This window comes from Frankia sp. CeD (assembly GCF_000732115.1).
Classification (GTDB): Bacteria; Actinomycetota; Actinomycetes; order Frankiales; family Frankiaceae; genus Frankia; species Frankia casuarinae.
Genome location: NZ_JPGU01000010.1, coordinates 117,510 through 130,921, shown reverse-complemented (window position 1 = coordinate 130,921; position 13,412 = coordinate 117,510). Strand labels below are relative to the sequence as shown.

12 protein-coding genes, 2 tRNA genes and 1 pseudogene are annotated in these 13,412 nt (G+C 68.6%); 13 read left to right on the top strand and 2 right to left on the bottom strand.

Annotation, left to right across the window (positions count from 1 at the left end; all coding sequences use genetic code 11):
- From CED_RS08985 to CED_RS08980, 3 genes are all read left to right on the top strand, one after another.
- Nucleotides 1-409: replication initiator (locus CED_RS08985; RefSeq protein WP_369807805.1), on the top strand; the 409-nt coding region annotated here is incomplete at its 5' end.
- Nucleotides 334-609, top strand: coding sequence for a helix-turn-helix domain-containing protein (locus tag CED_RS26120; RefSeq protein WP_369807804.1), 276 nt, complete (start codon nt 334-336; stop codon nt 607-609). The genes CED_RS08985 and CED_RS26120, both read left to right, overlap by 76 nt.
- 191 nt (nt 610-800) lie before the next feature.
- Nucleotides 801-1,742 (top strand): site-specific integrase, encoded by a 942-nt coding sequence (locus tag CED_RS08980; RefSeq protein WP_200875390.1) that lies wholly within the window; start codon nt 801-803, stop codon nt 1,740-1,742.
- Between the two features lie 70 nt (nt 1,743-1,812).
- Here the strand turns inward: CED_RS08980 and CED_RS08975 are convergent.
- A tRNA-Gly gene (locus tag CED_RS08975) sits at nt 1,813-1,886 on the bottom strand.
- A gap of 47 nt (nt 1,887-1,933) precedes the next feature.
- Here CED_RS08975 and CED_RS08970 point away from each other — a divergent pair.
- The 6 genes and pseudogenes from CED_RS08970 (at nt 1,934) to clpX (ending at nt 7,243) form a co-directional block, all read left to right on the top strand.
- A tRNA-Pro gene (locus CED_RS08970) sits at nt 1,934-2,006 on the top strand.
- 57 nt (nt 2,007-2,063) lie between these two features.
- The gene (gene tig / locus CED_RS08965) at nt 2,064-3,515 is read left to right on the top strand and encodes a trigger factor (protein WP_011435648.1); all 1,452 of its coding nucleotides are present in this window, start codon (nt 2,064-2,066) and stop codon (nt 3,513-3,515) included.
- 326 nt (nt 3,516-3,841) lie between these two features.
- Nucleotides 3,842-4,483 (top strand): ATP-dependent Clp protease proteolytic subunit, encoded by a 642-nt coding sequence (locus tag CED_RS08960; RefSeq protein WP_011435649.1) that lies wholly within the window; start codon nt 3,842-3,844, stop codon nt 4,481-4,483.
- 56 nt (nt 4,484-4,539) lie between these two features.
- The gene (locus CED_RS08955) at nt 4,540-5,118 is read left to right on the top strand and encodes an ATP-dependent Clp protease proteolytic subunit (protein ID WP_235186975.1); all 579 of its coding nucleotides are present in this window, start codon (nt 4,540-4,542) and stop codon (nt 5,116-5,118) included.
- Nucleotides 5,049-5,594: pseudogene (locus CED_RS08950) on the top strand (ATP-dependent Clp protease proteolytic subunit); the annotation flags it as partial. The gene CED_RS08955 and the pseudogene CED_RS08950, both read left to right, overlap by 70 nt.
- Nucleotides 5,595-5,956: 362 nt before the next feature.
- Nucleotides 5,957-7,243, top strand: coding sequence for an ATP-dependent Clp protease ATP-binding subunit ClpX (gene clpX, locus CED_RS08945; RefSeq protein WP_011435651.1), 1,287 nt, complete (start codon nt 5,957-5,959; stop codon nt 7,241-7,243).
- A 66-nt stretch (nt 7,244-7,309) separates the two neighbouring features.
- Here the strand turns inward: clpX and CED_RS08940 are convergent, their stop codons facing one another.
- A complete protein-coding gene (locus CED_RS08940) occupies nt 7,310-8,629 on the bottom strand; it encodes a folylpolyglutamate synthase/dihydrofolate synthase family protein (RefSeq protein ID WP_035909815.1) in 1,320 nt (439 codons plus the stop codon).
- Between the two features lie 177 nt (nt 8,630-8,806).
- Between CED_RS08940 and CED_RS08935 the strand changes: the two genes are divergently transcribed.
- The 4 genes from CED_RS08935 to mreC all read left to right on the top strand — a co-directional run bounded on the left by CED_RS08935 (nt 8,807) and on the right by mreC (nt 13,412).
- Nucleotides 8,807-10,237 carry a dihydrofolate synthase gene (locus CED_RS08935; RefSeq protein WP_011435653.1) on the top strand — a complete coding sequence of 477 codons (1,431 nt, stop codon included), beginning with the start codon at nt 8,807-8,809 and terminating at the stop codon, nt 10,235-10,237.
- A gap of 171 nt (nt 10,238-10,408) precedes the next feature.
- Nucleotides 10,409-10,822, top strand: coding sequence for a nucleoside-diphosphate kinase (ndk, locus tag CED_RS08930; protein ID WP_011435654.1), 414 nt, complete (start codon nt 10,409-10,411; stop codon nt 10,820-10,822).
- A gap of 436 nt (nt 10,823-11,258) precedes the next feature.
- The gene (locus CED_RS08925) at nt 11,259-12,290 is read left to right on the top strand and encodes a rod shape-determining protein (RefSeq protein WP_035730168.1); all 1,032 of its coding nucleotides are present in this window, start codon (nt 11,259-11,261) and stop codon (nt 12,288-12,290) included.
- A gap of 138 nt (nt 12,291-12,428) precedes the next feature.
- The gene (mreC, locus tag CED_RS08920; protein WP_035909786.1) at nt 12,429-13,412 is read left to right on the top strand and encodes a rod shape-determining protein MreC; all 984 of its coding nucleotides are present in this window, start codon (nt 12,429-12,431) and stop codon (nt 13,410-13,412) included.

Below are 13,412 nucleotides of genomic sequence, written 5' to 3'. Positions count from 1 at the left end.
CTTGGAGGCACGCCTTCCGTTCCTGGGAGAGTTCCACGCCCGGCTGGTCCATACCGCGTGGCGTCTCGGTCCGCACCCGGAGTTTCAGGATCTACGGCTGCGCCAATGGGCGCACCAACTCGGCTTCAACGGCCATTGGCTCACCAAATCACGCGGCTACTCCACCACCTTCGCGGCACGCCGGACGGCCCGGCGTACCTGGCGGCGCACCCACGTGAACGGCGAGGAACGCCCGGCCCTCGACGCCTTCGGCCGACCCGACGACACCGACGAAACCGTGATCATCCCCACCTGGCGGTACCNCTCCTCCGGCTACACCAACAACGGCGACCGATGGCTCGCATCCATGGCCGCAGACCAAGCCCGGTCGCGACGCGAGGAAGCACATTCGGCCCGGAAAGCCGCCTGAATGAGGAAAGGTGTGGGTTGATGGATCGGCTCTTGTCGATCGTTGAGGCTTCCGAAGTGTTGGGGACGGGTGAGCGGTTCGTCCGGCGGCTTGTGGCTGAACGGCGTATTCCGTATCACCATGTAGGGAAGTATGTCCGGTTTCGGCTCTCGGATGTGGAGGCGTTCGTGAGTGCGGGACGGGTGGAGGCGCTTCGGTGAGTGGAAAGAGGGTCTTCGGGAGTATCCGGCGGCTGCCGTCCGGCCGGTATCAGGCGCGGTATCCGGGCGCGGATGGTCTCTCGCGTGCGGCTCCGCACACGTTCGCGACCAAGGCGGATGCTGACGAGTACCTTGCCGGCGTTCGGTCGGATATGGCTCGGGGGNCTTGGATTGATCCGGAGCATTCGCGGGTGACGCTTGGGAAGTACGCGGATCGGTGGCTGGATGAACGGGTGGACCTTCGTCCGCGTACGCGAGAGCTCTACCGCGGGCTGCTCGATCGTCACATCGGGCAGCATCTCGGGGCGGTTGCGTTGTCGGCGCTGACTCCTGCCCGGGTCCGTACTTGGCATGCGGAGTTGGTCACCGTGTACGGCGTGGGCCGGTCGACGGTTGCGAAGTCCTACCGGCTCCTGCGGGCGGTCCTCGCGACAGCGGTTATCGACGGGCTGATTGCCCGGAATCCGTGCCAAATTCGAGGTGGGGGAGTGGAGCGGCCTGCCGAGCGTCCGACCGCGAGTGTGGTTCAGGTCTATGCGCTGGCGAACGCTGTTCGGCCACGCTTCCGGGCCTTCGTCCTGCTTGCCGCGTTCAGCGGCTGCCGCTGGGGTGAGCTGGTGGCTCTGACTCGTCGTCACCTCGACGTCGAAGAGGGACGGGTTCAGATCGTCTCGACGTGGGTGGAACCGGTGAAGGGGCGGCCGTTCCTGGGCCCGCCGAAGAGCGATGCCGGACGACGGACGGTCGTGTTGCCTCAGGTGGTTCTGCCGGATCTGCAACGACATCTGGACGTCTTCAGTGGGGACGGCCGGGATGGTCTCGTCTTCCCGGGGAGTAAGGGTGCGGTGATCAGTCGGCGGAACTTCAACAAGGCGGCAGGCTGGGCGGCGGCCACGAAGTCCGTGGGGCTCGACGGGTTCCACTTCCACGATCTTCGGCACACGGGGAACACGCTGGCAGCGTCGACGGGGGCGAGTCTCCGCGAGTTGATGGCCCGGGCGGGACAGTCGTCCCCTCGTGCTGCGCTGATCTACCAGCACGCAACGGAGACGCGATCGGAGGTGGTTGCCCGTGCCATGGCGCTTCTGATCATGGAAGCTCTCGATGGTCGGGAGCGGGGTGGTTCTTCGTGATCTGGCATGGATCTGGCACGTCCGGCGGCCGTGGTCTGGTGGGTGGCCGTCGGACTGCCTGGTGCTGCGGTGGAGCGGGTGACCGGGATCGAACCGGCATGGCCAGCTTGGAAGGCTGGGGCTCTGCCATTGAGCTACACCCGCGAGGTGATCGATGCGAGCTTACCCCGTAGAATGAGCAGGCGACGCCTCGGGGCGTAGCGTAGTGGCTAGCGCGCCTGCTTTGGGTGCAGGAGATCGGGAGTTCGAGTCNCCCCGCCCCGACCGATACCCTCGGCGTGTCACCCCCTGTCCAACGTCGTACCAGGAGACCGCCGCGCCGTGAAGGCCACCAAGGAGACCCTCAGCCCGACCCGGGTCAAGCTCACTGTCGAGGTGCCCTTCGACGAGCTCAAGCCCTCGCTCGAGGCCACATATCGCAAGCTTGCCCGCCAGGTCCGGGTCTCGGGCTTCCGGCCGGGCAAGGTCCCGCCGCGCATCCTGGACCAGCGGCTAGGCCGGGGTGTCATCCTGGACGAGGCCGTCCAGGAGGCGCTGCCGCAGCTCTACTCCGAGGCCGTGCAGGCCGAGGAGGTCGATGTGCTGTCCCGGCCCGAGGTGGACATCACCGAGTTCGCCGACGGCGGCCAGCTCGTCTTCACCGCCGAGGTGGATGTCCGGCCCGAGGTGACTCTGCCGGAGTTCTCGGAGCTTGAGATCACCGTTGACGCCGTCGAGGTCACCGACGAGCAGGTCGAGGAGCAGCTCGGCGCGCTGCGTGATCGTTTCGCGGTGCTCACGCCGGTGGAGCGGGCCGTGCAGGCGGGTGACTACGTCTCGCTCGACCTGTCCGCCGAGGCGGACGGCACGCCGATCGATGGTGCCGAGGCGACCGGGCTGTCCTACGAGGTCGGTAGCGGCAACCTGGTCGAGGGTCTCGACGACGCGATCATCGGCGCCACGGACGGCGAGACCCGCACCTTCACCACGGAGCTGCTCTCCGGTGAGCAAGCCGGTCAGCCCGCCCAGGTGACGGCGACGGTCCGCGGGGTCAAGGAGAAGGAGCTCCCGGCCCTGGACGACGACTTCGCGACCACCGCCAGCGAGTTCGACACCCTCGACGAGCTGCGCGCGGACATCCGGACGCGCCTGGAGCAGTCGCGCCGCACCGAACAGGTCGGCCAGGCCCGGGAGAAGTTGCTGGAAAGCCTCCTGGAGCGGGTGGAGGTGCCGGTGCCCGGCTCGCTGCTCGCCGGCGAGATCGAGGCCCGTGAGCACCGCCTCTCCCGCGAGCTGGAGTACATCGGCACGGACCGCCCGTCCTACCTGGAGACCCTCGGCCAGACCGAGGAGGAGTTCGACGCGGAGGTCCGCGAGTCCGCCGGCAAGGCGATCCGCTCCCAGTTCATCCTGGACGCGGTGATCGATGCCGAGTCGATCGGGATCGACCAGGGCGAGCTGATGGAGCAGCTCATCCTGCGCGCTCAGCGCTCCGGGGTGCAGCCGGACGTCTACGCTCAGCAGCTTGCGCAGGGCGAGGGTCTCACGGCCCTGATGGCCGACGTCCTGCGGACCAAGGCGCTCTTCCTGTTGCTGGAGAACGCCAAGGTCGTCGACGGTGCGGGGACCCCCGTCGAGCTCGCTTTGCCAGCCCGTTCGCAGCCGGACACCGATGCCGACGCCGATCATGACCGCGATGTCACCGTCGCGGCGGAGGCCGTCGCCCCCGGGGACGGGGACGCCACGGTCGAGCCGGTCGAGCCGGTCGAGGCGGAGACCGACGGCAACGGCTGATCAGCGCCTCGCCGCTGGCGCGGTCGCGTTCCTCCCGAAGCAACCATCGGGTCATAACAGGCGAACCGTGGGGGTTGGTCACCGTTCCCACCTGGAACCGTGGCCGGCCCCGCTGTTCGTCTCATCATCGCCGCCTTCCGTGACCGGACGGCGCCGCGCCGAACCAGCCCGCACCCGGCTGGCCATGAGCGCCCACCGGCCCCGGGCTGGCCCGTCCTCACGCCCAGCGCGAACATCGGGCGGGAAGGGCGGGAACTGGGGCGTGTCACAGATAGTGTCGAGCCGGTCAATCAGCCGTCCCATGTGAGGAAGTCGAGGAGCTGACCGTGAGTAACATCGCAGCCCCGCGCCTGCCGGTTCCGGGTCCGGACCTTCGTGCACCCGGTCAGGGTGGACCCGCGTTCGACGACCAGGTGTTCAACCGTCTGTTGGCCAACCGCATCGTCTTCCTCGGCTCGGTCGTCGAGGACTCGATCGCCAACGCGATCTGCGCGCAACTCCTGCTGCTCAACGCGGAGGATCCGACCCGCGACATTTTCCTCTATATCAACTCGCCGGGTGGGTCGGTGAGCGCCGGTATGGCGATCTACGACACCATGCAGTTCGTCGAGAATGATGTCGCGACCGTCTCGCTCGGTCTCGCCGCGTCGATGGGGCAGTTCCTGCTCTGCGCCGGTGCGTCGGGCAAGCGCTACTCCCTGCCGCACGCGCGGATCATGATGCACCAGCCGTCCGGTGGTATCGGGGGCACCGCCTCCGACATCGCCATCCAGGCGGAGCAGATGCTGTACACCAAGCGGATGATGCAGGAGCGCATCGCCTTCCACACCGGTCAGCCGATCGAGCAGATCGAGCGCGACTCCGACCGGGACCGGTGGTTCACAGCCGAGGAGGCCAAGGACTACGGCTTCGTCGACCACGTCGTCCAGCAGGCCCGCCAGGTTCCCAGCGAAGGCCCGGTGAGCTGAGCGGAGCCCCCGCTCACCGGATCGAACCGTCGNCATCCGTCCCGGAGGCAGCCACCATGTTCCACGACACGCTGTACCAGCAGATGCGGCACGAGCAGGCCCGCCAGGCAGCCGCCCAGCCGCAGGGCCGCTACGTCCTGCCGAACATCATCGAGAAGACCTCCCGCGGCGAGTACGGCATGGATCCGTATTCGAAGCTGCTCAAGGAGCGGATCGTCTTTCTCGGTGTGCAGATCGATGATGTGTCGGCGAACGACGTGATGGCGCAGCTGCTGTTCCTGGAGTCCGAGGATCCCGACCGGGACATCTCGATCTACATCAACTCGCCGGGTGGGTCGTTCACGTCGTTGACGGCGATCTACGACACGATGCAGTTCGTGCGGCCGGACATCTCGACGATCTGCATGGGTCAGGCGGCGTCGGCGGCGGCGGTGCTGCTGGCGGCGGGCACGCCGGGGAAGCGGTTCGCGCTGGAGAACAGCCGGATCCTCATCCACCAGCCGTCGGCGCAGGGCGAGGGCCAGTCGAGCGACATCGAGATCCAGGCGCGGGAGATCCTGCGNATTCGAAGCTGCTCAAGGAGCGGATCGTCTTTCTCGGTGTGCAGATCGATGATGTGTCGGCGAACGACGTGATGGCGCAGCTGCTGTTCCTGGAGTCCGAGGATCCCGACCGGGACATCTCGATCTACATCAACTCGCCGGGTGGGTCGTTCACGTCGTTGACGGCGATCTACGACACGATGCAGTTCGTGCGGCCGGACATCTCGACGATCTGCATGGGTCAGGCGGCGTCGGCGGCGGCGGTGCTGCTGGCGGCGGGCACGCCGGGGAAGCGGTTCGCGCTGGAGAACAGCCGGATCCTCATCCACCAGCCGTCGGCGCAGGGCGAGGGCCAGTCGAGCGACATCGAGATCCAGGCGCGGGAGATCCTGCGGATGCGGTCTCTGCTGGAGCGGATGCTCGCCGTCCACACCGGCAAGAAGGAAGAGGACATCCGCAAGGACATCGAGCGTGACAAGATCTTCAGTGCCGACGAGGCCAAGGAGTACGGCCTGATCGACGAGGTCATCAAGACCCGGAAGTCCTCCCGGCTCGCCACCGCTCGCTGAGGTGCCGGGCCGGCGGTCCGAGCCCGCGGTCGGAGCCTCGCGAGGCGTGACGTCTCGTGAGGCCGGCCCGCGGTCGTCGGCCGTCGGCCGCTACCACACCCGACGCGCCGATGCGGTGAAACCCGGTCAGCGGTTCTCGTCCGTGACGCGATGGCCTAATGGGACTGCGTGGACGGGCGAGGGCGGCCAAGGTGACCGTAGGCTGACCGGTATGAGCCGAGCGATTGGGCTCTCACCGGACGGCTCGGCGGGGTACCGTCCCCACGGGGATGGTTGCAGGCAGACACGCGACGACTGGGCGGTGTCAACCGCCCCTGACATGCAGGCGACACCATCGTCTGGACGAAGGGACTGAGTCCTCGGTGGCACGCATCGGTGATGGCGGTGACCTGCTCAAGTGCTCGTTCTGCGGTAAGTCGCAGAAGCAGGTGAAGAAGCTCATCGCCGGCCCTGGCGTCTATATCTGCGACGAGTGCATCGATCTCTGCAACGAGATCATCGAGGAGGAGCTGTCCGAATCCTCCGAGCTCAAATGGGACGAACTGCCCAAGCCGCGCGAGATCTACGAGTTCCTCGACAGTTACGTGGTGGGGCAGGAGACGGCGAAGAAGACCCTCTCCGTCGCGGTCTACAACCACTACAAGCGGGTCCAGGCGGGCGGATCCAGCGGTGACGGGAGCAAGGGCGAGGTCGAGCTCGCGAAGAGCAACATCCTGCTGCTCGGGCCGACGGGCTGCGGCAAGACGCTGCTCGCCCAGACTCTCGCGCGAATGCTCAACGTCCCGTTTGCCATCGCCGACGCCACCGCGCTGACCGAGGCGGGCTACGTCGGGGAAGACGTCGAGAACATTCTGCTCAAACTCATTCAGGCCGCCGACTATGACGTCAAAAAGGCCGAGACCGGGATTATCTACATCGACGAGGTCGACAAGATCGCCCGGAAGTCGGAGAACCCGAGCATCACGCGGGACGTGTCCGGTGAGGGCGTGCAACAGGCCCTGTTGAAGATCCTCGAAGGCACCACGGCCAGCGTGCCGCCACAGGGCGGGCGCAAGCACCCGCATCAGGAGTTCATCCAGATCGACACGACGAACGTGCTGTTCATCGTGGGCGGGGCGTTCGCCGGGCTCGACCGGATCATCGAGTCGAGGATCGGCAAGAAGTCGCTGGGGTTCCGCGCCGTACTGCACGGCAAGGACGACCCGGACGGATCCGATGTCTTCGGCGACATCATGCCCGAGGACCTGCTGAAGTACGGCATGATTCCGGAGTTCATCGGCCGGCTCCCGGTGATCACCAGCGTGTCCAACCTGGATCGTGAGGCGCTGATCCGCATCCTCACCGAGCCGAAGAACGCCCTCGTCCGCCAGTACAAGCGGCTGTTCGAGCTGGACAGCGTCGACCTCGACTTCACCTCGGACGCGCTCGAGGCCATCGCGGACCAGGCGATCCTGCGTGGGACCGGTGCTCGTGGGCTGCGGGCAATCATGGAAGAGGTCCTGCTCTCGGTGATGTACGACATCCCGAGCCGCAAGGATGTGGCCCGGGTCGTCGTCACCCGCGAGGTCGTGCTGGAGCACGTCAATCCGACGCTGGTCCCGCGCGACGTCGTGTCCAAGCGGGCTCCCCGCCAGGAGAAGTCGGCCTGACGGCGCCTACCCGGCGCCCACTCGGCGTGTCCCGTGCGACTCGGCGCGGCCCGCGCGTCGGGTCACTCAGTGCATTCCGTGCGTCGGGTCCAGCGCGGTCAGGGTCCGGCGGGCCTCAGCCAGATGGTAGAAGGACCCGGTCACCAGGATCGCCCCNCCCGGCCCCGCCGCGTCCCGCAGGGCGTGGCGGACGGCGCAGCCGACGTCGGATGCGGCGTGGGCCGGCATCGCCCGCGCCCGCGCCGCGCAGACCAGGTGCTCGGCGCGGATGGCCCGCGGTGACGCCGGTTCGCAGGCGATCAGCGAGCTGATCGGTTGGTGGCGCAGTTCCGCGAGAGTCCCCTCGTAGTCGTGACCGCGCAGCGCCCCGTAGACGACGGTCCACTCTCGCCCGGGGAACTCCTCACGCAGGGACCGGGCGAGCGCCGCGCCCGCTGCCGGGTTGTGCGCCCCGTCAAGCACGCACAGCGGCTGTGCGCGCACGATTTCCAGGCGTCCCGGCGCCCGGACGCCCCCGAGACCGGTCCGGACCACGACGTCGGGGAGGGAATGACCGACGAAGGTCTCCACGGCGGCCAGGGCGCACGCCGCGTTGGCATCCTGATAGGAACCGTGCAGGGACAGTCGCACGTCGTCGTAGCGCGCCTGCGGGGTGCGGAANCCGCCCCGTCGACCCGCCGCGTCCGGGTGGCCGGCGACCGCGGCGAAGTCCCGACCCAGCCGCAGGACGTCCGTGGCCGGGGTCCGGGCGAAGATGTCGTCGAAGCGGGGGTCCACCTCGCCGAGCACCAGGTGACTGCCGGGCTTGACGANCCCGGCCTTCTCGCGGGCCACGCCCGCCATACTCCCGGCGTAGTCCAGATGATCAGCGCCGATGCTGGTGACNACCGCGACCCGCCCGTCGGCGATGTTCGTGGCGTCCCAGCGACCGAGCAGGCCCACTTCGACCACGGCGACGTCGACGGCCAGGTCGGCGAACCATCGGAAGGCGGTGGCCGTCAGCAGCTCGAAGAAGGTGGGCCGTCCACTCATCGGGGCGGCCGCGTCCAGGACGGTGCCCACGCAGCGTCCGAACTCCTCGTCGCCGATCGGTCGGCCGTCGACGACCAGACGCTCGTTCACCCGCTCCAGATGCGGACTGGTGTACAGCCCCACCCGCAGCCCCGCCGCGCCCAGCAGCGCCGAGATGATCCGCGCCGTCGAGGTCTTGCCGTTCGTGCCGGTCAGGTGGATCAGCGGAACCGCCCGGTGCGGATCCCCGAGCCGGCCCGCCAGCTCCCGCATCCGGTCAAGGCTCGGCACCGGCCGACCCGCCGGCATCGTCTGCTTTTCGAGATCCACCGTGTTGTTCAGGGCGGCCCACGCCGACTCGTACGTCCACTTCACAGGCTGGTTCCACTTCACCGGCTGGTTTCGCCCTCCTTCGACCTGGGGTCGACAGTAGTCCGCGGACAGGTGCGCCGGACGCGTCCTTTGCGGGGGAGCGCGGGTACCGGCGTGGGCACCTGCGTAGGCGGGAGTGAACCCGGTGGACCCGTCCCATCGGGCCGTACCATCGGGGATGTGACAGGCGCTGCCGGGACCGCCGGAACCACCCATGCTCCTGATCACGAGCGGGAGGGTCCACGCGCGTTCGCGGCCGAGTACTCCCAACGCCGCGACATCCGCGCCCGGCCGGGCTTCGACCGGCTGCGCCGTCTGCTGGATCTGCTCGGCCAGCCGCAGCGGGCCCTTCCGAGCATCGTGGTGACCGGTTCGGTGGGGAAGAGCTCCACGGTGTCCGCGATCACCGCACTGCTGCACTCGTTCGGCATCCGCGCGGGATCGTTGAGTTCGCCGGGCTGGCTCGGGGCCGAGCAGCGGGTGGGGTTGGCCGACGCCACGATCGATTCCGACGTCCTCGGCCGCGCCTACGCCGATATCGCGCCGTACCTGCCGCTGATCGAGGATGACGGCCGGCTGAGCGCCTTCGAGCTGCTTGCCGCCGTGGCCTTCGCCGCCTTCGCCGACGCCCCCGCCGACCTCGCCGTGATCGAGTCCGGCTGGGACGACGCCGGCGAGCTGAGCGCACTGCTCGACGCGCCGGTGTCGGTCGTCACCCCCGTGGCGGTGGGCGAGTGGGAGCCGGCGGCGGGCCTGGACCGGATCACCACGCGGACGGCGGGAGTCATCCGCGCCGACACCCTGGTCGTGCTGGCCCAGCAGGTCCTGCCCGCCGCGCAGGCGCTGCTGCGGCGCGCCGCCGAGACCGGGGCGATGGTCGCCCGGGAGGGGCTGGAGTTCGGTGTACTCGGCCGGCAGGTGGCCGTCGGGGGGCAGATGATCACGCTGAAGGGGCTGGGCGGCACCTACGAGGAGATCTTCCTGCCGCTGCACGGCGCGCATCAGGCCCATAACGCGGCGGTCGCGCTGGCCGCGGTCGAGGCGTTCCTCGGCGGCGGGCGCAACCAACTCGACGTCGATGCGGTCCGCGCCGGTTTTGCCGAGGTGGACTCCCGGGGCCGGCTGGAGGTCGTCCGCCGGTCCCCGACGATCATTCTTGACGTGGCCGGCTCGCCTGTGGCGGCGGGCGCGCTGGCCGCGGCGCTCGACGAGGCGTTCACCTTCGACGTCCTTGTCGGGGTCATCGCCATCGAGCGCGAGGTCGAGAGTGCCGCCGCTCGGGACGGTGGTGGCGAGCGGGACGGTGCCGCCGAGCGGGACGGTGCCGCCGAGCGGGAGGCAGCGGAGCTCCTGGCCGTCCTGGAGCCGGTCCTGAACACGGTGGTGGTCACCGCCGGTGCTGGGCCCGGATGGCTGCCGGTCGACGGTCTCGCCGCGGTCGCCGTGGGTGTCTTCGGCTCCGACCGGGTGGAGGTCGTACCCCGGTTGGACGACGCGCTCGACGCCGGGGTGCGCCTCGCCGAGGAGGACGCCGATCTGGGTGGCGCCGGCGTGGTGGTCACCGGTTCGGCCTCCGTCGTGGGTCGGGCCCGGGCGTTGCTGCGTCCGTGACGTCCTCCTGGGTTTTCCGACATGTTCCCGACGCGTTNCTGATGCGGTTGCGGGGCGTTCCCGGGACGCCGCGGTCCCGTCACGGTGCGGACGTGGGCACCCTGTAAGTTGGCGAGGGATCCTTGGGTCCCTCGTCGAGGACGACGAAGTCGATGATCGAGAAGGAGTACCGTGTCCGTCGAGCGCACCCTCATCCTGGTCAAGCCCGATGGCGTCAGCCGTGGCCTCGTCGGTGAGGTCGTCGGCCGGCTCGAGCGCAAGGGGCTCACTCTGGTGGCGCTCGAACTGCGCACGTTGGAGCGGTCCGTCGCCGAGACGCACTACGGAGAGCATGCCAGCAAGCCGTTCTTCGGTGAACTGGTCGACTTCATCACCTCCGGGCCGCTGGTGGCCCTCGTGGCCGAGGGGCCGCGTGCGGTGGAGGCGTCGCGTGGGCTGATCGGCGCAACCGATCCGGTCAAGGCCGCGCCCGGCTCGCTGCGTGGGGACTACGCGCTGGAGATCGGCCAGAACCTCGTGCACGGCTCGGACTCGCCGGAGTCTGCCAAGCGGGAGATCGACCTCTTCTTCCCGGGCCTGAGCTGACCGCGTAGCCGTTCACACCGACCGGGGCGTTCCCGAGACGCATCGAGACGCCTCCGGTCGGATTTCGGGTGGCCTGGCCTGGCCTGGCCGGGCCGGGACCGTGGGCGTGTCGCCCTCGTGACTCATGGGTGTGCGCAGGGCGGTTCCGGCCCAAGGGTGACACGAAACCGGCCCATCACCGACCGGGGCGGCGAGGGGCCCGGTGTCGGTCTACCCTTCAAGTACTTGCCCGGAGCGTGTCCGGTGGGTCGCGGTAACCGACAGGGTCGTGGTCGGTGGCCGTGGTCGAATTCCCGGTGGGCGCCCGGGTCGTCTTGTCCGATCTACGAACTCTGTACGTGTTCCACGCGCTTCTCCGGCTCCTCGGTAGGCCGTGCCTGTCGGTCGCGCCGGAGGCGGCCAGGACCGCATCCCCCGGGAAGGTCGGTACCCGACGATGTCCAGTTCGCTGTCGTTCCTCGGTCGTGACATGGCCGTCGACCTCGGTACCGCCAACACGCTGGTGTACGTGCGTGGCCGCGGGATCGTCCTCAACGAACCGAGCGTGGTCGCGATCAATACCACCACCTCGGGCATCCTCGCCGTCGGAACCGACGCCAAGCGGATGATCGGCCGGACGCCCGGCAACGTGGTGGCCGTGCGGCCGCTGAAGGACGGCGTCATCGCCGACTTCGAGACGACCGAGCGGATGCTGCGCTACTTCATCCAGAAGGTGCACCGGCGGCGCCATTTCGCCAAGCCCAGGCTGGTCGTATGCGTGCCCTCCGGCATCACGGGCGTGGAACAGCGGGCCGTGAAGGACGCCGGCTATCAGGCCGGCGCCCGCAAGGTCTACATCATTGAGGAGCCGATGGCCGCGGCGATCGGCGCTGGTCTGCCGGTGCACGAGCCGACCGGCAACATGGTCGTGGACATCGGCGGGGGNACCACCNAGGNCGCCGTGATCTCACTGGGCGGCATCGTCACCAGCCAGTCGATCCGTACCGCCGGGGACGAACTCGACGTCGCGATCATCTCCTACGTCAAGAAGGAGTACTCGCTGATGCTCGGCGAACGCACCGCCGAGGAGATCAAGATGGCGATCGGGTCGGCGCACAAGGTTCCCGACGAGCCCAGCGCCGAGATCCGTGGGCGTGACCTGATCACCGGACTGCCGAAGACGATCGTGGTGACCGCGGAGGAGATCCGCAAGGCGATCGAGGATCCGGTCAACGCGGTCATCGACGCGGTGAAGGTGACCCTCGACCGCTGCCCGCCGGAGCTCTCCGGCGACATCATGGACCGCGGCATCGTCCTCACCGGCGGCGGGGCGCTGCTGCGCGGTCTCGACGAGCGGCTGCGGCAGGAGACCGGCATGCCGATCCACATCGCGGAGAATCCACTGCATTCGGTTGCAATGGGGTCGGGCAAGTGTGTGGAGGAGTTCGAGGCCCTACAGCAGGTACTGATCTCCGAGCCGCGGCGCTAGGCGCTTGCGCAGGGCCTTTGCCGATCCCTTCCCATTGNACCGATCCCTTCCCATTGGATATAGCCGGAGCGGTGCCTGGTGCCGCGTGGCCGTCGCCACGCGGCACCGGATCGCGTAAGAGTGTGTTCGGAGGGTGTTGTGGGCCGTGGCACGAGGCGATCTCGCCTGGTGATCGTCGCCNTGCTCATCATCGCCTTCACTCTGATCACCTTGGACTACCGGACCGGGAGATCGGNCACCGGAGCACGTGGGGTTCTGCACTCGATCTTCGGGGGGGTCGAGAACGGCGTCACGACGGTCACCCGCCCGATTGGCCGGACCGCCTCCTCCCTGACGCATCCGAACCGCTATCACGACCGGGCGGATCGACTCGCGGAGGAGAACGCCCGCCTGCGCCGCCAGATCGCCGACGACACCGAGATCGGCCGGATGTCGACCGAACTCGCCGACCTCCGGTTGTTGGCGGACAAGGGCCAGTACACCATCGTGCCGGCGAAGGTGATTGCGGTCGGTGACGTGACGGGGACGGACTGGACCGTCACCATCAACGCCGGCAGGGCCGACGGCATCGTGGTCGACAAGACCGTGCTCAATGCCGACGGGCTGGTCGGCACGGTGTCCGGCGTGACCGAGCACACCGCAATCGTCCGGCTGGCCTGCGACCCGGGTAGTCACATCGGAGCACGGCTCGAACGCACCCAGCTGCTCGGTGCCGTGGCCGGTGGGCAGGGACCGGGCACGTTGACCTTCACGCTGTACGACGCCTCATATCGGGTGCAGAAAGGTGATCGGCTGGTCACCTTCGGCAGTCTCGACTACGTCGCCGGCGTCCCGATCGGTATGGTCACCAAGGTCACTGACGTCGATGGTCTGTCGCGGACCGCCGAGGTCAAACCGTACGCGTCGGTCGGCACCCTGGACCTGGTCGGGGTGGTGGTCGGCAAGCCACCGGCCGACCCCGGCGACCGGGTGCTGACGCCCAGGCCGGTGCCGACCGAGCCGGCCGCGTCCGTTCCGCCGACCGCGTCCGTTCCGCCGGCCCCGCTGTCACCCACCGCTGGGTCGCCGGTGGGGGGATCATTGGCCGGGGCGGCATCCGGCGTCGGGGGCGGAGCGGGTTGA

Coding starts and splice junctions, on each gene's coding strand:
- CED_RS26120 (WP_369807804.1), top strand. CDS start 334: ATGGCTCGCATCCATGGCCGCAGACCAAGCCCGGTCGCGACGCGAGGA.